Origin of the sequence: Rhodococcus kronopolitis, from assembly GCF_042654025.1 — a bacterium.
Lineage (GTDB): Bacteria > Actinomycetota > Actinomycetes > Mycobacteriales > Mycobacteriaceae > Rhodococcus_G > Rhodococcus_G kronopolitis.
On record NZ_JBHSFO010000004.1, the window covers coordinates 139,406 to 157,328 of the forward strand.

Sequence of the window (17,923 nt, forward strand, 5' to 3'; positions counted from 1 at the left end):
GAGGTCGAGGCTTCTCCGCCGCATGATGCAGACCGGTTGTAGGTAGGCATTCAGGCCTTCGCCTGGTCAGGTTCCGTGGATCTCGCGCCGGTTGTGAGCCGGCCGTGGTCTTCGCGCCGGGTCGACCCAGGCGGGTGGTGTGAACCACGGGAATCCGTCTGATTCGATCTTCACTGCCCAGTGGTTCTTGTGGATGATCGTGTGGTGCTTCTTGCACAGCAGCACCAGGTTCGACAGTGCGGTGGGACCACCGCTGGACCAGTGCCGAATATGGTGGGCGTCGGTCCAGGCGGCGGGGCGTCCGCAGCCGGGGAACGCGCAGCCGCAGTCCCTGGCCGCCAACGCCTTCCGCAGGCTTGGTGTGACGAAGCGGGTGCTGCGGCCGACGTCGAGGGGGTTGCCCTCCTTGTCGACGAACACGGCGGTGACCTTCGCGTCGCAGGACAGGTGTGCCGCGATGGCGGCGGACACGGGTCCAGCCCATGGCATGCTGGCGTGCGGGACGCGGCGGTATCGGCGGGGTGGTCTGGATCCGGAGGGGCTGGTGCAACTGCCGGTGCCGGTGCCGGTGCCAGTGCCAGAGCCGGCGGGGTGGCCGCTGTTCCGTACGGAAGGTCCAGCCGCATCGGTATGTCCGGTTGCGTTGGGGGAGCGGTAGTCCCAGCCGTTCTTCGTCCATGCCCCGGTCGCGGGTGTCGACGCGGTCTTGGCGACAGCCTCTTTGAGGGCGTCGAGGTCGATGGTCACGGTGACGTGCGGTTGTTCGCTGCCCTCGACCGGTCCTCGGGCGTTGTCGAGGTGCCCGCGGATGATCTGCTCCAACGCATCGGCGCGGCGCTTGGCGGCGGAACGCGGGTCGCGGATCGGGTTGCCGTCGTCGTCGGTGCTCGGGTGCGGCTTCGACAGGCCCGACAGCGCGGTGTTCAACGCCTCACCGACCTCGGCGTCGAACGATCCCTTCACGTGCACGCGCCCGCCGAGTGTGGCGGAGGCGTGGAACTCGTTGAGTTCGGGGTTCTCTCCGTCCGGTGGCACGGTCCCGTCGAGTTGCAGGAGCAACTCCAGTGCGCGGGCGCGGCGGCGGAGGACGGTGGCGTTCTCGAGTTGGGCGGCGATGAGGAGGTAGGCCTGGCAGTCGTCGGGTCGGCCGGTTTCGGGGTCGGGGTGGTCCCAGTCCGTCGCCGCCACATCACCGTCCGGCTGGCCGACGGTGAGTCGTTCGAGTCGGGCGAGGAAGTCGACGATCACCTGCACGTGTCCGAGTTCGATCCGCCCGGCATCCAGCGCCTCGGCCATCCGCGGGCGCAACGGCAGTTCCCGTCCGAGCCTGACGATCTTGCCGGCGTGCCCTGCCGTCATGCGGGTGGTGTCGGACAGCCAGGAGGTGGTGTCATCGGCACCGAGATGGTTCGGCACGCACCTCTGGTCGGCCTCGTGCACCAACCGGACCCGCAGAGCCTCCAACTCGAGGATCTTCGATGACAGCTCCGGGACCGTCGACGCGAGTTCGGTTTCGTCGAGTCGCCATGCCTCGACCCCGCTGGGGTCGGTGAGCATCTCGACGAGATCCATACACCAAACGATACTCGCACGCATGTTCGACTGCAATGATGTTTTGCCAGGTGAAGGATGTGTTGGCGGGTGAGAATTCTGGGGGAGACGGTGTCCGCGATGACGAAGCGGATCGCGGCGCCTGACCGCTCCAAGTCGATCGAACCCGATGGCCGCGCAGTGACTGACCGGAGCCGGTCACGGGCGGCGGGGCGGACCGCTCTGCCCGTGGTCGGCGCCGCCGGACCGGTGTCCTGCTTTCTGGGCGACCCGCTTCGTCGGCGGCGCTGAGGGCGAGTCGAATCCGGATGGTGATGCAGTCGAGTGGAACGTGACGAGGTGCGGGTGCAGCTTTCTCTCTCTTCAGTCCACATGCAGCGGGCGAGCACGAAATTGGCTGGAAGGACCGGTGGCCGACTGTGCCCGCGTGCCCGACCGTCGCGGTGCAGAATGGGCGGGTGCCGATCAGAATCGACGACGACCAGCGCCGCGCCCGACTGGCCCGACGCCACCGCCTGACCCCGGAGGCCCGCGCCGAGAGCGTTACGGAGGCGGCGAGAAGCCTTGTCTGCCTGCATGGTACGGATCCATCGACGATCTACCTGTCGGCCTGGGCGCGGGTCGGCGGCATGACCGTCGAGGACCTCGACCGCGCGCTGTACGCGGACCGCACCCTGGTCAAGCACCTGGCCATGCGCCGCACCCTGTTCGTGTTCCCGCGTGAGTCGCTGCCGTACGTGCAGGCCGGCGCCAGCGACCGGGTCGGCGATGCGGAGCGGCGCCGGTTGGTCCGCGAGGTGGAGAAGGCGGGTGTGTTCGCGGACGGCGCGGCCTGGCTCGATGCGGCCGGGGACGCGGTGCTCGACTCCCTCGCCGCCAGCGATCCGACGTCCTACACCGCACTGCGAGAGCAGATCCCGTTGCTGCACGGCTCGATGACCTATGGCGAGGGCCGCAGTTGGGGCGGTCAGGTGTCGGTGGGTCCGCGGGTACTCACGGTCCTGTCCGCGGAGGGTCGAATCGTGCGCGCCACCAACGACGGGCACTGGCGGTTGTCGCGGAACCGGTGGGCGACAACCGAATCCTGGCTCGGCGCCCCGGTCGAACGGGTGTCGGCCGCCGACGGTGCGTCCTGGCTGGTCGCGGAGTGGTTGCGCGCCTTCGGGCCCGGCACCGAGGCCGACCTCAAGTGGTGGCTCGGGTCGACGGCGACCATTGTCCGGAAGGCGCTCGCCGGCCTGGACATTGTCACCGTCGACCTGGACGGTCAGACCGGATACCTCCTCGCCGACGACCAGGATCCGGTGGCGCCCGTCGCGCCGTGGGCGGCCCTGCTGCCCGCGCTGGACCCCACCACGATGGGCTGGCGGGACCGGCAGTGGTACCTCGGACCGCACCGGGACCTGCTGTTCGACACCGCCGGCAACGCCGGGCCGACCGCCTGGTGGGACGGCCGGATCGTCGGCGGCTGGTGGCAGGACGAGGACGGGCAGATGGTGGTCCACCTCCTCGACGACGTCGGCTCCGAGGCGCGACGGGCCCTGGACGATGAGGCCGTGCGGCTGTCCGCGTGGTTTGGGGGAGTCCGGGTACTGCCGCGGTTTCCGTCACCGTTGGCGAAGCTGCACGCCTGACCGCCTCAGTGCTGCATGGATCCCGTCGCCAGGTACCGCTGGTGGAACGAGAAGGCCTCGCCGAGCAGGTGCGGGGTCTGTCCGGCACCCGGCTGGGCCTCGGCCCGGGCCAGGTAGTCGTGCAGCATTTCCCGGAAGTCCGGGTGCGCGCAGTTGTCGATGACGACCTTCGCTCGCTGCCGAGGGGACAGGCCTCGCAGGTCCGCCAGGCCCTGCTCGGTGACGATGACCTGGGTGTCGTGCTCGGTGTGGTCGACGTGCGGGACCATCGGGACGATCGAGGAGATCGCCCCGCCCCGGGCGGTGGACGGGCTCAGGAACATCGACACGTAGCCGTTACGGGTGAAGTCGCCGGATCCGCCGATACCGTTCATGATCTTCGTGCCCATCACGTGCGTCGAGTTCACGTTGCCGTAGATGTCGGCCTCGAGCATCCCGTTCATCGCGATGATGCCGAGGCGGCGGACCACCTCGGGATGGTTGCTGATCTCCTGCGGCCGCAACGTGATGTGGTTGCGGTAGAAGTCCACGTTCGCGGTGAACTCCTCGAGGCCCTTCTCCGACAGGGCGAGGGAGGTGGCCGACGCGTGCGCGACCGCACCGTCCTTGATCAGTCGCAGCATGGAGTCCTGGATGACCTCGGAGTAGCAGGTCAGGTCGCGGTAGCCGCCCCGGTCGAGTCCGCCGAGCACGGCGTTGGCGACGTTGCCGATGCCGGCCTGCAGCGGCAGCAACGAGTCGGCCGGCATGCGCCCTGCCTGCACTTCGCGTGCGAAGAAGTCGAGTACGTGCCCGGCGATCGCGAGGCTGACCGCGTCCGGTTCGGTCAGCGGGCTGGCGCTGTCGGGGCAGTTGGTCTCGACCACTGCGACCACCTTGTCCGGGTCCACCCGGAAGGTCGTCTGGCCGATCCGATCCTCGACGTGGTTGATCTCGAGGGGCTTGCGGTGCGGCGGTAACGCGGTGCCGTAGTAGATGTCGTGGATGCCGTTCATCGCGTCCGGCACCCACGAGTTGACCTCGAGGATCACCTTCTCGGCGACGTCGAGCCAGGTCTTGTTGTTGCCCACCGAGGCGGACGGGATCAGCTCGCCGGACTCGGTGATGCCGGCGACCTCGACCACGGCGACGTCGACGGTTCCGTAGTAGCCCTCCCACACCTGCTGCGCGACGTGGGAGAGGTGGATGTCGACGTAGTCCATCCGGCCGTCGTTGATCTTGCGACGGGCGGTGGCCTCGGACTGGTACGGCATCCGCAGGGCGATGCCGTCGATGTCGGCGAGCATCCGCTCGGTCTCGGCCGAGACGGACGCCCCGGTGAGCAGGTTGATCGTGAAGTTCTCGCCGGCGCCGCGGGCCTGGTGGATGCGATCCGCGAGCGCTGGGACGATCGCCTTGGGGGTGCCGGCGCTGGCGAAACCGCTGATGGCGACGGTGTCGCCGGCGTGGATGTACCGGACCGCGTCGGCGGCGGTGGTGACCTTCTCGCGAAACGCCGAGCTACGAATTCTTGCCATTTCCGCCCCGGATTCTGTTTCGTCGTGTATAGGAGTCACCGGGACAGGCTAGCGGGTGAGATCCGGGCCACCGCACGCGCCGCCGTCCACTACCGTGGTCGCGGACCGCACGATCGTGAAGACCCGGGCACCGGAGGAACTTGAAATGACCGACGCCGTGGACCGCTCGACGCCCCTGGATCCGCTCGGTTCGCTGGCGTCGTTTGCCGGGCGCTGGGTCGGCGGCGGGGACGGCCACTACCCGACCATCGACGACTTCTCCTACGAGGAGGAGATCGAGTTCACCGCGACGCCGGGTAAGCCGTTCCTCGGGTACCGCTCGCGGACCTGGTCGCCGGGCCGGGGGCGTCCGATGCACACCGAGAACGGCTACCTGCGGCGTGCCGCGGGAGAGGCCGTCGAGCTGCTGGTCAGCCAGCCCACCGGATTCGTCGAGGTGCATCGGGGCGAGGTGCGCGACGGGGTACTGGAGCTCACACAGCTGACCCTGAGCGCCTCGCCGGATGCCAAGCCGGTGCACGAGATCCGGCGGCGGCTGGTGGTCGATGGCGACGAGCTGCGGTACGACATGTGGATGTCGCATGCGCAGACGCCGATGACCCACCACCTGCAGGCCCGGTTGCAGCGCGGCTGAACCGGACCCGCAGGCGGGCCGAGCGGGACCGGTGTCAGCCCCAGCGGGACTGCCCGCCGTCGAGCGGGATGGTCGCGCCAGTGAGGTATCCGGCGTCCGGGCCGACCAGGAACGCGACGGCCTGGCCGATGTCGGTCTCGGCGTCGCCGATCCGGCGCATCGGGATGCTCGCGACGAACGCCTCGGCCTCCTCGGGGCGGGCGTCGGCCCACCGCTGCAGAGCGGGCGTCTGGGCGTGCGGGGCCACCGCGTTGACCCGGATGCCGTCGACGCCCCACTCGCAGGCCGCGGCCCGGGTCAGGGCGCGCACCCCCTCCTTGACCGCCGCATACCCGCCGTAGGTGCTCGCGTCCCACCGCACCGCGACAGAGCTGACCATGTTGACCACCGCGCCGCCGCCGCGGGCCTTCATGTGCGGGTAGCAGGCCTGCATGGTCCTTAGCGTCGCGACCGGTCCCGAATTCAGCCCGGCCGCGAGCACGTCGGGGTCGAGGTCGAGCACGGGGCCGAGCGGGTTGAGGCTCGCGTTGTTGACCAGGATGTCGAGCCCACCGAACCGCGCCACGGTCGCGTCGACGGCGGCGGTGATCTGGTCGGCATCGGCGATGTCGGCCAGGATCGGCTCGGCCTGTCCGCCGAAGCTGCGGATGCTCTCGCAGGTCTCGACCAGCTTCGACTCGGTCCGGCCGACGACGGCGATCGCCGCGCCCTCCTTCGCCAGGGCGAACGCGACGCCCTGGCCGACGCCCTGCCCCGCCCCGGTGATCAGTGCGATCTTTCCGTCCAGCTTGCCCATCATTTGCCCTTCCGCAGGTTTCCCGTCGCGCCGACGTCGGTCCGGTGCCGGCACTGTTCGAGGAGGAAGTGAACCAGTCGGCCACCGGGTGCGGGGCGAGGCTCTCGTTGGCCGGGAGTGCGCTGACCAGCGGGCCGATGAGTTCGCGTTGCGGCGTTGGTCTGTAACTGCGAACGTCCTCACGGATGAGGATGTGAACCGTCGGACCCATACGAAGGAGCCCCACAATGTCTCGAATGCTGTTCGTGAACATGCCGGTGAAGAACATCGACGCGACCCGGAAGTTCTTCGACGGACTCGGTTTCGGGTTCAACGAGACCTTCAGCGACGCGAACTGTGCCTCGATGGTGATCAACGACCTGACCACCGTCATGCTGCTGCAGGAGACGCGGTTCCGCGACTTCATCTCCGACGACATCTGCGACACCTCGAAGGCCCGCGAGGCGCTGCTGTGCATCTCCGCGGACAGCCGTGAGGAGGTCGACTCGATCGTCGACACCGCCATCGGTGCCGGTGGTTCCGCCTGGATGGAGGCGCAGGACCAGGGGTTCATGTACGGCCGCGCCTTCCAGGACCTGGACGGGCACGTCTGGGAGGTCATGTGGATGGACCCCGCCGCAGTCGGCTGACGCCGTGGTGCGGGCGTCTGATCCCGACGGCGCTACGGTGCCCGCGCCGGCCGTCGGCCGCCTAGGCTCGAACTGCGCGTAAACCCCACGAGGGCAGGACGGTTCGCATGGCCGAATCGATCGACGAGCGGTTCGTCGAGTCCGTCGGGGCGATGGCGAGCCCGCTTCCCGGTCGCTCGCCCGCCCCGACGGCACCCGGGTGCGAGGGTTCGGCGCTGACCGCGGTCCGGTGCCTCGAGCTGTTCGACGCCCAGTTGGGCAGCAGGCACCTGGACCTGGTCGCGCGTGCGCTGCGGGCGCGGGGCCGCGGCTACTACACAATCGGCTCGGCGGGCCACGAGTCGAACGCCGCGGTGGCCGGTGCCCTGCGTCCCACCGACCCGGCGCTGTTGCACTACCGCTCGGGGGCCTTCTTCCTCGAGCGGGCCCGTCAGTGTGGCGGCGAGGACGGGTTGTATGGGGCACTGCGGGACGTGCTGCTCGGCGTGGTGGCGGCCGTGTCGGACCCGATCTCGGGAGGCCGGCACAAGGTCTTCGGACGCACGGACCTTGCGGTGATTCCACAGACCTCGACGATCGCCTCGCACCTGCCCCGGGCGGTGGGGGTGGCGTTCGCGCTCGAGCGCGCGTCCCGGCTCGGTGTCGCGGCGCGGTGGCCGGCGGACGCGGTGGTGGTGTGCAGCCTCGGCGATGCGTCCGCGAACCACTCCACCGCGGTCGGCGCGATCAACACGGCCGCGTACGCCGCGTCCCGGGGCCTGCCCCTGCCGCTGCTGCTGGTGTGCGAGGACAACGGGCTCGGAATCAGCGTGCCGACGCCGCCCGGCTGGATCGAGTCGGCGTACTCCGGGCGGGCCGGCCTCGAGTACGTGGCGGCGGACGGTGCCGACCTGGCCGCGACCTACGACGCGGCCCGACGCGCGGCCGAAGTTGTTCGCGGACTTCGTCGCCCGGTTTTCCTGCACCTGCGCACGGTGCGATTGCTGGGGCACGCGGGTTCGGACGTGGAGTCGGCGTACCGGACGCCGGCCGAGATCGGGGCGGACTGGGACCGGGACCCGCTGCTCGGCACCGCACGACTGCTCGTCGCCGCCGGGTGGCTGAGCCCGGCGCAGGTGGTCGAGCGGTACCGGCAGATGGGGGAGCGGGTGCGGGCACTCGGCGAGGAGGTGGCAACGCAGGCGCCGCTGACCTCGGCGGCGGCGGTGATGGCGCCGCTGGCCCTGCCGGCCGCGTCCGCGGTGGCCGACGCCAGCCGGAGCCTGTTCGGATCTTCCTCCGGTCCACGGGAACTCGACGAGAATAGCGAGCAGGTCACGCTGGCGCAGTCGATCAACCGCGCGCTTGGCGAGGTGCTGGACCGGTGCCCGGAGTCGGTGGTCTTCGGCGAGGACGTCGGCCGCAAGGGCGGCGTGTACGGGGTCACCCGAGGCCTCGCCGCACGGTTCGGGAGCGCCCGGGTATTCGACACCCTGCTTGACGAGCAGGCGATCCTGGGGCTCGCGGCCGGGGCTGGACTGGCCGGCCTGCTGCCCGTCCCCGAGATTCAGTACCTGGCCTACCTGCACAACGCCGAGGACCAGATTCGCGGCGAGGCGGCAACATTGGCGTTCTTCTCCGACGGCCGGTACCGGAACCCGATGGTGGTGCGGGTCGCCGGGTACGGCTACCAGGAGGGATTCGGCGGTCACTTCCACAACGACGACGCGGTCGCGGTGCTCCGCGACATCCCGGGGATCGTGGTGGCCTCCCCGGCCCGACCGGACGATGCCGCCGCGATGCTGCGCACCTGCGTGGCCGCGGCCCGAGTAGGCGGCACAGTGTGCGTGTTCCTCGAACCCATTGCGCGCTACCACACCCGTGACCTGTGCGAACCCGGTGACGGCCGCTGGTCGGCGCGGTACCCGGCGCCGGACACGCACGTGCCGATCGGTCGGGGGCGGACGTACGGCACCGGCACCGACCTGACCATCGCCACCTTCGGAAATGGCCTGTACCTGAGCCTGCGCGCCGCGGAACGGCTGCGGGGCAAGGGGATAGGAGTGCGGATCCTCGACCTGCGCTGGCTGGTCCCGCTGCCCGTCGAGGACCTGCTTCGCGAGGCCGCCGCGACCGGCCGGCTCCTTTTCGCCGACGAGACCCGGCGCTCGGGCGGGGTGTCGGAGGGCGTCCTGGCCGCGATGGTGGACCACGGCTTCACCGGTGCGCTGGCCCGGGTCACCAGTGAGGACAGCTTCGTCCCGCTCGGCGACGCGGCCCGCCTGGTGCTGCTCACGGAGGACGCAATCGTCGACGGCGCCGCTGCGCTGCTGCGGGAGTAGCGAAACCCGCCGGAATGCGACGGTCGAGGTGGCATGATCTGCCCATGTTGGACAGTCGCCCAGTACGGAGTCGGTACGGACTACTCGCCGCATTGACCGCCGCCGCGGTGCTTGCCGGGTCGGGCACCGCGATCGCGGACCCGTCGAGCGCCCTCGGTTCCACGGGCGCCGGCTCGGCAGACGGCGGCGGTTCGCCCGCCGCGTCGGTGCTTACGCCGCAGGGCGACCCGCGGCAGGTGCCCGCCGAGTTCTTCGGCCTCAACGGCGCCCGCATCATCTCCCCGGAGAACGCCGCCCAGTGGCACGACCCGGTCTTCCGCCAGGCGCTGAGCGGCATCGAGGCCGGATTGCTGCGCGTACAGGGCGGTACCACCTCGCAGTGGATCGACTGGCGCACCGGACTGTTCGACGAGCGCGAGGGCAGCCTGTTCGTCGGCCAGAACGAGGGCGGACAGCCGTTGCTCCTCGCCGACTGGGCGCAGCTGGCGCGCGAGACCGGCGCGACACCGATCTTCGACCTCAACGTGCTCACCTCCACCCTCGGCGAGCAGATCGAGATGCTCAGGGCAGCAAAGCAGCTCGGCATGGAGGTGCGGTACGTCGAGCTCGGGAACGAACTGTGGGACCCGGCAAAGTTCTACCAGCAGGTGTACCCCACCGGTGCCGACTACGCGAAGGCCATGAACGGCTGGATCGTCGCGTTGCGGGCGGAGTTCCCGGGCATCGAGATCGGGGTCTTCGGGGCGGACGAGTCCTCGATGGTGACGACGATCCTCGGCGAGCGACTGCAGGGGTGGAACGCGGGGCTGTACGCGAACATCGTCGGTGCGGACGCCGTCGCGATCCATCCGTACTGGGTGCCCGACCCGGTCCAGGCGGACATCGGGGCAACCGTCGCGGGCGGGACCTTTGCGTGGAATGCCTTCTCGGAGAAGGTGCTCGACAAGGTGCCGGCGGCGATGTCGGTGTGGCTGTCCGAGTACAACCAGATCAGCCTGCCGCTGGGCGAGATCCCGGGTTTCCCGCCGCACCTGATCCCCGGTGTGCCGCAGACCTGGGCCGTCGGACTCGGGGTGGCGAGCTTCGCGCTGGCCAGCCTCACCGAACCGAGGGTGGCCATGTCGGTGATCCACGCAGCCATCGACGGCCAGCCATCGGAGCGGTCCCGGGCGGCAAACGGCAACGAGGAGATCCACGCGGTGCTGGCCGACGGCTCCGGCGGGTCGACGGAGTTCGGGCGGACCGCGATCAACGAGGTCCTCACGCCGATCTACGCCCGCGCTCGCGGCGGCGCGACCGTCCAGGAGTTGCGGGCGGAGTCGGCGCCGACGGTGACCGCGACGATGCTCTCCCCGCTCGGTGTCTCGCAGGTGCCGGCGGTGGTGGGCGCCGCATTCCTCGGCCAGGATCCCGGCGCGTTCCTCGTCAACCTGAGCGATCGACCCGTCCGGGTGACCCTGCCTGCCGCGCTGTCCGGCGCGTTGACGGCGGACACGCTGAGCGCCCCGCCGTTGTCCAATCCCGCCTTCACCCCGGCCGACACGGTGAGCAGTTCCCGCACCGAGGTAGCCGGGGAGGCGGTGCTTCCGCCGTACTCGTTGACCGAACTTTCTGCGCCGTGACCCGGCCGACCGGTGGAGCCGGGTCGGCTCACACCGCGGGGTTCAGCGATCGGTAGAGGGACTGTGCGGCGGCCACCGGGTTCCACCCGCCCGGCCGTCCCCTGGTGAGCGGGTAGCAGGCGAGACCGATCCCGACGGCGCTGAGATGCCCGATGTCGGTGAAGGTGGGCCCGGCCAGCACCGGCACGGTGAAGAAGACGAGCACGCCTGCGAGGTAGAGGTACCGCCAGGGCTTCACGATCAGGTAGGTCAGCACCGCGACCACCCCGGCCAGGCCGTAGCTGACACCGACGTCGAGGGTGAACGCCGCGGACTCGCGCGCGTGCCCGTGTCGGATCGCCCAGTACAGGACGCCCTCGCTGAGGTAGGTGGCGCCGACGTGCGCGGTCACCACCACGGCCAGCCAGCGCAGCGTGCCCAGCCAGCGCTCGGCGGGCACGTGGAAGATGTTGTAGACCACGAAGTAGAGCAGCCAGCCACCGCCGGCTAGCCAGAACGCGCTGGTGATCAGCACCCGCAGCGGATCCTCGGCCAGGTGGTGCAGGTTGGTCGAGCGGTTGCCGAGCACCTGCCGTTCGGCGCCGGGGGACAACAGGTGGACGACGATCGTGGTGACCAGCAGGATGGCGAGCCAGGCGAAGGTGCCGGGCGCGCGCCGGACGTACGCCCACACGGCACGGGGCAGCGGCGCCAGACGCCCGACGACGGAATCCGTCATGCGCCAAGTATGCGCGCGGATCCTCGACGCGTTCAGTCCTCGGGCAGGGTGATCCCGAGTTCGTCGCACCGGTCCCGAACCGCCTCGGGGAAGACGTTCCGGAACAGGAACAGGTCGCGGCCCATCACCCAGCCCGGGGCCAGCCGCGTGGCATACCGCTCGAAGTAGCCGAGTTGCTTGCCGAACAGCACCAGCTCCTCCGGGCTGCTCACGCCCCACAGCTTCCCGATCTCGATCAGGGCCATGATCAGCGTGCTGAGCTTGAGCTCGCCGAGGTCGTTCGAGAACACCGGTGCCAGCACCGCCCCCACCTGCACGCCGATCTCCTCGTCGCTGGCGTCGAGCTCGGTGGTGTAGCCGAGGCCGCGGAGGCTGCGGGCCACCCGGGAGAAGTCGCCGTCGAGCAGCGTCGCGTAGAACATGTCCCGCAGGACGCCCCGCCAGGCCTCGGGCAGTTCGCCGACGATGCCGAAGTCCAGCATCGCGATCCGGCCGTCGTCGAGCACCCACAGGTTGCCGGCGTGCACGTCACCGTGGAACGGGCCGTGCACGGTGATCGCCTCGACCCAGGCCTTGACGCCCCGGCGGATCAGCAGCTGGGTGTCGTCCCGGTCGTCGGGGTCGATCCGGTCCAGCGGGGTGCCGTGCATGCGTTCCATGCAGATCACGTGCGGACCGCAGTACTCCCAGTACACCTCCGGCGCGGTGACCCCACGGTTGTCGCCGAACGACCACAGGGCCTCCCGGAACCTGCTCTGCCGGTCCGCCTCGACGGCGCTGTTGAGTTCGGTCATGGTCGCGCGGTGCAGGTCGCGGATGATCGCGGTGGCATTGGCGATCCGGAAGAACTCGCTGAGTCGCTCCAGCAGTCGCGCGCCCCAGTACGCGGTGCGCAGGTCCACCAGCATCCGGTGATAGATGCCGGGGCGCTGCACCTTGATCACGGCCTCCCGGCCGTCGGGCAGCACGCAGCCGTGCACCTGTGCGACCGACGCGGCCGCGAGCGGGGTGTCGTCGAACTCGGCGAACAGCGCCTCGACGGGTCGCCCGAGGTCCGCCTCGATCACGGACCTGGCGGCCTCGGCGGAAACCGGCGGCACGTCGTCGAGGCAGCGCAGGCAGGCGTTCGCGAGCGGTGCCGGGAAGACGCCGGGGGAGGACGCCATCAGCTGGCCGAGCTTGACGAACGTGGGGCCGAGCGTCTCGAACGCAGTGACCACGCCCTCGGCGGCGGCGTCGGCCCAGCTCGTCGTGCGTCTGGTGAAGGGCCTGGCGACGACGGCGAACAGCACGCACCCGGTGAGGACGGCGGAGACCACCAGCGCCCGCCACAGCTGGGCCGGGCCGAACCGCTCCAGTTCGGGCAGGTGCACGGTCAGCGCGGGGCTGGGGGGACCCGACGCGTGCGGATCGACGGGACGCAGGAACTGTTCCGGCACTTCGCTGACACCTCGATTCGGGTCCGGGGCCGTCAGCCTAGGGGTGTGGGCGGGATCCGTCGAGGGGGTCGGGTGTCCGTAGAGTCAGGACGGTGAAAAGCCCCGTGTGGCCCCAGGCCTGGCCCGTCGCGGCCCGGACAATTGCCGATGCCACCGAGCTGGCGGTCGCGGCCGTCGTGGCGCAGGACCCGGAGGCGTTCGAGGAGCAGGCCGGCCGCCTCGGTGGGCTGGACTTCGAGCAGGTCGGTGCGGTCCACTCCGCGATGATCCGTGAGGTGCTCGAGCGGCTGCACCCGGACGGGTTGACCGGCGACGACGTCCAGGCGGTCCTCGAGCGGTGCGCGCGCTCCGCGGTGGCGTGGGTGCCCGGCCTCGAACCCGCGGTGCTGGCCGTGGTGCTGACCGGCTCGCTCGGGGTGTCGGACCCCGAGGAGGACGCCCGCCGCATCGGCGCCGTCGCCTTCGTCCGCGGCGCGGTACTGGTCCTCGCGGACCTCCTCGCGGCCGCCAAAGAGCCTGCGCGCGAATACCTCCTGCGGGCGATCGGCGAGATCGCCCGCGCCGAGACCGTCGAAATGCCCTGACCGGACCTGGGCCGAGCCGACTCGCTCAGCCGTGCAGCAGGTTCGCCCCGGCGATCATCGCCCGGACCGAGGAGTCGGTGGCGGTGCCCGCGATCCCGAATGCCCAGTGCCGACGGCCGGCGTGCTCGCACCGAAGGAAAGTCACGGTGCGGCCGTCGGGGAGCGACTGCTGGTGGAACTCCAGGATCTCCAGCGCGAACCCGGCGTCGTACAGCATCGCGGTGAGCGCGGCGACGGGGCCGCAGGCGATTGCGGTGGCCGGCGCGATGGCGTTGCCGAGGCCGAGGGTGGCCTTGAACTCGCTGCGCCCGGCACCCAGGCTCAGCGCGGACCAGCGGCCGAATCGGATCGGCCCGTTGGTGGGTGAGTAGCTGTTCGAGAAGGCCTGCCAGGTCATGCCGAGGGCCTCGTCCCGCATGGCGCGGGGCAGCGGAGTGCCGAATTGCTGGGCGAACGGATCGTCCGCGATGGCGGTGGGATGAGGAATGAATGCGCGGTGTGTGTTCATGGTCCGGGTCTTCCTGGGTGAAAAAGGGAGGACCAACGCGTAGCTCAACGACCCGCAGCGAGGGGTCGGTCCGAATCAGACCCCGCTACGGCGGCGAACTACGAGAATGCGCTTCATGGGCACCGAACCTAGTCCTGATCGCGACCCGGTGCAACCCCCTTCGATCCAGCGGCGGGCGGACTGCCCCGGTCGCCGGGCGGACGGTTAGCTACCCGGCGGCAAACAGACCGGACGGGTGTCTTACCATGACAAGTTCCGAGTGTCAGCCGAATGGAGATCTGAATGTCTCGCCCGATGATCCGCCGCACCGCATCCGTCGTCGCCGCAGCCGCCCTGGTTGCCGGTGGCATGTCCCTGGGAGCCGGAACCGCAGCGGCGAAGCCCGAGGGCTCCTGCACGGTCAAGAACGTCACCGTCGCGAAGAAGGTGCTCAACGGGGGCGAGGTGGCGCCGGGCGGCAAGGTTCGCATCCGCACGGTCTACTCCGTCAGCTCCGGGATCGACCGCCTGATCACCAAGGTCACCGACATCCATCCGGAGGGCTTCTCCTATGTGAACAAGTCCGCCACCCTCGATGCCTGGCATCTCCTCGGCCTCGGCCAGAAGACGGAGTCCGTGGACCCGGCTGTCGACGCCGCCGGCAATTCCGTCTCGGTGTCCAACGGTGCCGCCTGGTCCGTCTCGACGACCGACAACAAGACGCTGACCTTCGAGGCCGACTACCTCGCGCCCAAGGACGCCAAGGTCGGGTCGGAGCTGCCGGTCGGCGCCGGATTCGCCGCAGCGGTCCTCGGTGACAACAAGTGCGAGGAGATGGCCACCGTCACGATTCGCAACAAGAACATCGTCGAGGGCGCGACCGGCGGATCCGCCGACCTCGGCTTCGGTTCCGCCGACACCGAGGGCGGCTCGGGCTCGGCGGGCTCGGCCGTCATCACCGATCCGGCCGGCTTCATCGGCAGCATCATCGGAAGCGTGATCAAGAGCGCCAGCTAGCTTTCGGCATCTAATCGAGGGCCGCCCGGGAGAACTCCCGGGCGGCCCTTGTCGTCTCAGCACCCCGGCGGCCAGGAGTGCGGGAGGCCAATGCACGGCGAACTGCTCATGTTGGACGGTCGTTCATGTTAAGAATGGGCGCCACTCGACTGTCGGCAGGACTACTGCCGGGTCGGTCCCAGTCGGCTGGTTGCCCCCCCCCGTGCCCCCATTCTCTGGAGATCTCCAATGAATCGTCATTCGATGCGCCGCTTCGCATCCGTCGTCGCCGCCTCGGCCCTGATCGTCGGCGGCGTGGCCGCCGGTGTCGGTACCGCAGCCGCCGCCGGGTCCGCCGACCTCGGCAACGCCGGATCCCCCGGCACCACTGCGCCGGTCGAGCAGGCGCCGCACTCGGTCACCCAGACCGAGTCCAACATCTCGGTGACCAAGGAGGTCGTCGGTGACGGCACCGCGGCGCCCGGTCAGAAGGTGACCTACCGGACCACGTTCACGGTCGCCAGCGGCCTGGACCGCCCCATCACCAAGATCAAGGACGTTCACCCGGCCGGCTTCGAGTACGTCGAGGGCAGCGCGAAGGTCAACATGTGGACCGTGGCAGGCCAGAAGGACGTGGAGGTCACGCCCGAGGTCAACGCCGCAGAGAACTACATCCGGGTCTCGAACCCGGTCGGCTGGCCGGTCTCCCTGATCGGCACGAAGACGCTCACCTTCGAGGCCACCTACCGGGTGCCCTCCGAAGCGACGGTCGGCAGCGCGCTCGACAGCGGACTTTCCTTCGACGTCCTGACCTTCTTCACCAGCCGGGGCTGGAACCCGATGGGCGTGTTCGTCACCATTCGTGACGCCAGCCTCGGTGAGGGCATCGCGTCCGGTTCGGCCGAGCTCGGGCTGGGTTCCTCGGACGGCAACGGTTCCGCTGGTTCCGCGATCATCAACGATCCGAGCCAGTTCGTGGCCGACGTGATCGGCAAGACGTTCAAGAGCGCCAGCTAATTCGTCGCTCGACGCAGTGAGGGCCGCACCGGGAATCCCCGGTGCGGCCCTGTGCGTCGTGCGAGTTGTGCACGGCAGAAGCGTGTTCGAGCCCGCGGAGGGCGCAACCTCGGCCGGAGCTCACGCCATCTCGTGCTCGCCCCCAGGCGCGACCTTGCGCAGTCCGCGGTAGGCGTCCGCGGGGGTGCGACGACCGGCCACGACCGCCTCGACCTCCGCGGCGATCGGCATCTCCACGTCGAAGTCGCGGGCCAGTTCCATCACGGTCGGTGCGGTCTTCACGCCTTCGGCGACCTGACCGAGTTCGGCGACTGCCTGCTCGACGGTCAGTCCCCTGGCGAGCGACTCGCCGACCCGTCGGTTGCGGGAGGCGGGGCTCATGCAGGTGGCGATGAGGTCGCCGACGCCGGTGAGCCCGGCGAAGGTTCGCGGGTCCGCGCCCATCGCCTCGCCCAGTCGGGTCATCTCGGCGAGACCCCGCGCGAGCACCATGGCGCGGGTGTTGTCGCCGACACCAAGGCCGTCCGCCATCCCCGACGCGATGGCGACGATGTTCTTCAGTACCCCGCCGAGCTCGCAGCCGAGCACATCGGTGTTGCGGTAGACCCGGAAGACGGACGAGGCGAACAACGGCTGCAGCGCGGTGGCCACCCGCTCGTCCTGGGTGGCGACGACGGCCGCGGCCGCCATGCCGTCGGCGATCTCCCGGGCGATGTTCGGGCCGGCCAGCAGCCCGACTGGATGCCCGGGCAGGCATTCGGCGATCACCTCGGTGGGGCGCTGCCGGGTGCCGGGTTCGAGGCCCTTGGCGAGCGAGAGCACGGGCACCCAGGCGCGGACGTCGTTCCTGATCTCGTTCAGGGTGCTGCGCACCGCGTGCGAGGGCACCCCGACGACCAGCACGTCGGCCTCGCGGGCGGCCTCGGTGAGGTCGTCGGTGGCCCGCAGGTCGGGCGGCAGCACACGGTCGCCGAGGTAGCGGGAGTTGCGGCGGTCGGTGTTGATCTCGTCCGCCGTGTCGGAGCCCCTGGCCCACAGCAGCGTCGGGGTGTTGTGGGCGGCGAGGCCGGCCACCGTCGTGCCCCAGGACCCGGCGCCCAGCACGACCACCCGTACCGGCCGCGACATCAGCGATCACCCTGCGAGCGGTCGACTCGTACCGTCATCAGGTCAGGATCCCACCGCGGCGCCGAGCCCGGTGCGGGTTTCTGCGAACTCACCGGTGTCCTCGCGTCCTCAGAAGGGGGCGACCACACCGGCGATCGGGATCCGTCCCGCGACCGCGACCCGGAAGTCGACCATGGCGCGCTGCAGATGGTCCGGCGAGGTCACCACGACGGCGCCGGCGGCGCCGCGCTGGGCCAGGATCCGGTTGGTGTTCTGTGCGTTCTCGACCGTGGAGCGCGAGGTGCCCTCCTCGGTGATCCGGTCCGCCCCGATGCCGTTGGCGACCAGCCAGTCACGCATCGCGCGGGCCTCGGTGACCCCGGACTGGGGCACCCCGCCGCTGACGATGATCGGCGAGAACGGGAACTGCTGGGCGAGTAGCTGTGCCGCCCGCAGACGGGATTCGAGCACCGGTCGGATGGTCCCGTTCGGGAACAGCCCGGCGCCGAGCACGACGATGTTGGTGCCGACCGGGTTCAGCGCCAGGGCCACCGGCGACTGCGTGGTCAGGGTCTCCAGTCGGGTGCACACGAGGATCACCTCGCGCACCGGCGACTGGCATCCGCCGAATGTGGAGAGCGCGCCGTTCACCAGCGTGGTCGGCGACAGCAGCGGGTCCACCGAGGACGCGGCCTGGGCGGTCGCGGGAACCGCCGTCGCGGCGGCCGCGACGAGCAGCGCACCGACGAGAACCCGACGAATCTGACGTGAGCGTGAACGTGTCGACATGGCACTCCTACTGAAACCGAGGGATGTGGGCGGGCTGACAGTCCGCATGCGAGTGTGCCTCAGCGAACCCGCATTTGCTCGG

16 protein-coding genes are annotated in these 17,923 nt (G+C 70.1%); 8 read left to right on the top strand and 8 right to left on the bottom strand.

What is annotated here, in order from left to right; translation table 11 throughout:
* Positions 1–66: 66 nt before the first annotated feature.
* The gene (locus tag ACFO6S_RS09580) at positions 67–1,572 is read right to left on the bottom strand and encodes an HNH endonuclease signature motif containing protein (protein WP_378416357.1); all 1,506 of its coding nucleotides are present in this window, start codon (positions 1,570–1,572) and stop codon (positions 67–69) included.
* Positions 1,573–2,009: 437 nt separating this feature from the next.
* On the opposite strand from ACFO6S_RS09580, the gene ACFO6S_RS09585 reads away from it, so the two are divergent.
* Positions 2,010–3,185, top strand: a complete 1,176-nt coding sequence (locus tag ACFO6S_RS09585; RefSeq protein ID WP_378416359.1) for a winged helix DNA-binding domain-containing protein — start codon at positions 2,010–2,012, stop codon at positions 3,183–3,185.
* 5 nt (positions 3,186–3,190) lie between these two features.
* Here the strand turns inward: ACFO6S_RS09585 and ACFO6S_RS09590 are convergent, their stop codons facing one another.
* Positions 3,191–4,702, bottom strand: coding sequence for an acetyl-CoA hydrolase/transferase family protein (locus ACFO6S_RS09590; RefSeq protein WP_378416361.1), 1,512 nt, complete (start codon positions 4,700–4,702; stop codon positions 3,191–3,193).
* 145 nt (positions 4,703–4,847) lie between these two features.
* On the opposite strand from ACFO6S_RS09590, the gene ACFO6S_RS09595 reads away from it, so the two are divergent.
* Positions 4,848–5,336, top strand: coding sequence for a nitrobindin family protein (locus tag ACFO6S_RS09595; protein ID WP_378416363.1), 489 nt, complete (start codon positions 4,848–4,850; stop codon positions 5,334–5,336).
* A 34-nt stretch (positions 5,337–5,370) separates the two neighbouring features.
* Here ACFO6S_RS09595 and ACFO6S_RS09600 read toward each other — a convergent pair whose 3' ends face one another.
* Entirely contained in the window at positions 5,371–6,132 is a 762-nt protein-coding gene (locus tag ACFO6S_RS09600) for an SDR family NAD(P)-dependent oxidoreductase (protein ID WP_378416910.1), read from the bottom strand.
* Between the two features lie 227 nt (positions 6,133–6,359).
* Between ACFO6S_RS09600 and ACFO6S_RS09605 the strand changes: the two genes are divergently transcribed.
* The 3 genes from ACFO6S_RS09605 to ACFO6S_RS09615 all read left to right on the top strand — a co-directional run bounded on the left by ACFO6S_RS09605 (position 6,360) and on the right by ACFO6S_RS09615 (position 10,704).
* Entirely contained in the window at positions 6,360–6,761 is a 402-nt protein-coding gene (locus ACFO6S_RS09605; protein ID WP_378416365.1) for a VOC family protein, read from the top strand.
* Between the two features lie 107 nt (positions 6,762–6,868).
* Positions 6,869–9,082 carry a thiamine pyrophosphate-dependent enzyme gene (locus ACFO6S_RS09610; RefSeq protein WP_378416367.1) on the top strand — a complete coding sequence of 738 codons (2,214 nt, stop codon included), beginning with the start codon at positions 6,869–6,871 and terminating at the stop codon, positions 9,080–9,082.
* A gap of 92 nt (positions 9,083–9,174) precedes the next feature.
* Complete coding sequence (locus ACFO6S_RS09615; protein WP_378416369.1) at positions 9,175–10,704, top strand: hypothetical protein; 1,530 nt, start codon at positions 9,175–9,177, stop codon at positions 10,702–10,704.
* Positions 10,705–10,732: 28 nt separating this feature from the next.
* Here ACFO6S_RS09615 and ACFO6S_RS09620 read toward each other — a convergent pair whose 3' ends face one another.
* Positions 10,733–11,422 (bottom strand): rhomboid-like protein, encoded by a 690-nt coding sequence (locus ACFO6S_RS09620; RefSeq protein ID WP_378416371.1) that lies wholly within the window; start codon positions 11,420–11,422, stop codon positions 10,733–10,735.
* A gap of 32 nt (positions 11,423–11,454) precedes the next feature.
* Positions 11,455–12,861: an ABC1 kinase family protein gene (locus ACFO6S_RS09625; protein ID WP_378416373.1), complete on the bottom strand. Its 1,407-nt coding sequence runs from the start codon at positions 12,859–12,861 to the stop codon at positions 11,455–11,457.
* A 104-nt stretch (positions 12,862–12,965) separates the two neighbouring features.
* Between ACFO6S_RS09625 and ACFO6S_RS09630 the strand changes: the two genes are divergently transcribed.
* A complete protein-coding gene (locus ACFO6S_RS09630; protein WP_378416912.1) occupies positions 12,966–13,445 on the top strand; it encodes a hypothetical protein in 480 nt (159 codons plus the stop codon).
* Between the two features lie 25 nt (positions 13,446–13,470).
* Here ACFO6S_RS09630 and ACFO6S_RS09635 read toward each other — a convergent pair whose 3' ends face one another.
* Complete coding sequence (locus tag ACFO6S_RS09635) at positions 13,471–13,953, bottom strand: 2-isopropylmalate synthase (protein ID WP_378416375.1); 483 nt, start codon at positions 13,951–13,953, stop codon at positions 13,471–13,473.
* 282 nt (positions 13,954–14,235) lie between these two features.
* Here ACFO6S_RS09635 and ACFO6S_RS09640 point away from each other — a divergent pair, with 282 nt between their 5' ends.
* Positions 14,236–14,949 carry a hypothetical protein gene (locus tag ACFO6S_RS09640; protein ID WP_378416377.1) on the top strand — a complete coding sequence of 238 codons (714 nt, stop codon included), beginning with the start codon at positions 14,236–14,238 and terminating at the stop codon, positions 14,947–14,949.
* Between the two features lie 228 nt (positions 14,950–15,177).
* Positions 15,178–15,945, top strand: a complete 768-nt coding sequence (locus tag ACFO6S_RS09645) for a hypothetical protein (RefSeq protein WP_378416379.1) — start codon at positions 15,178–15,180, stop codon at positions 15,943–15,945.
* A gap of 120 nt (positions 15,946–16,065) precedes the next feature.
* On the opposite strand, the gene ACFO6S_RS09650 is transcribed toward ACFO6S_RS09645, so the two are convergent.
* Together ACFO6S_RS09650 and ACFO6S_RS09655 are read right to left on the bottom strand one after the other, a co-directional pair.
* Entirely contained in the window at positions 16,066–17,073 is a 1,008-nt protein-coding gene (locus ACFO6S_RS09650) for an NAD(P)H-dependent glycerol-3-phosphate dehydrogenase (RefSeq protein ID WP_378416381.1), read from the bottom strand.
* Positions 17,074–17,181: 108 nt separating this feature from the next.
* Complete coding sequence (locus ACFO6S_RS09655) at positions 17,182–17,841, bottom strand: YdcF family protein (RefSeq protein ID WP_378416383.1); 660 nt, start codon at positions 17,839–17,841, stop codon at positions 17,182–17,184.
* Positions 17,842–17,923 lie beyond the last annotated feature (82 nt).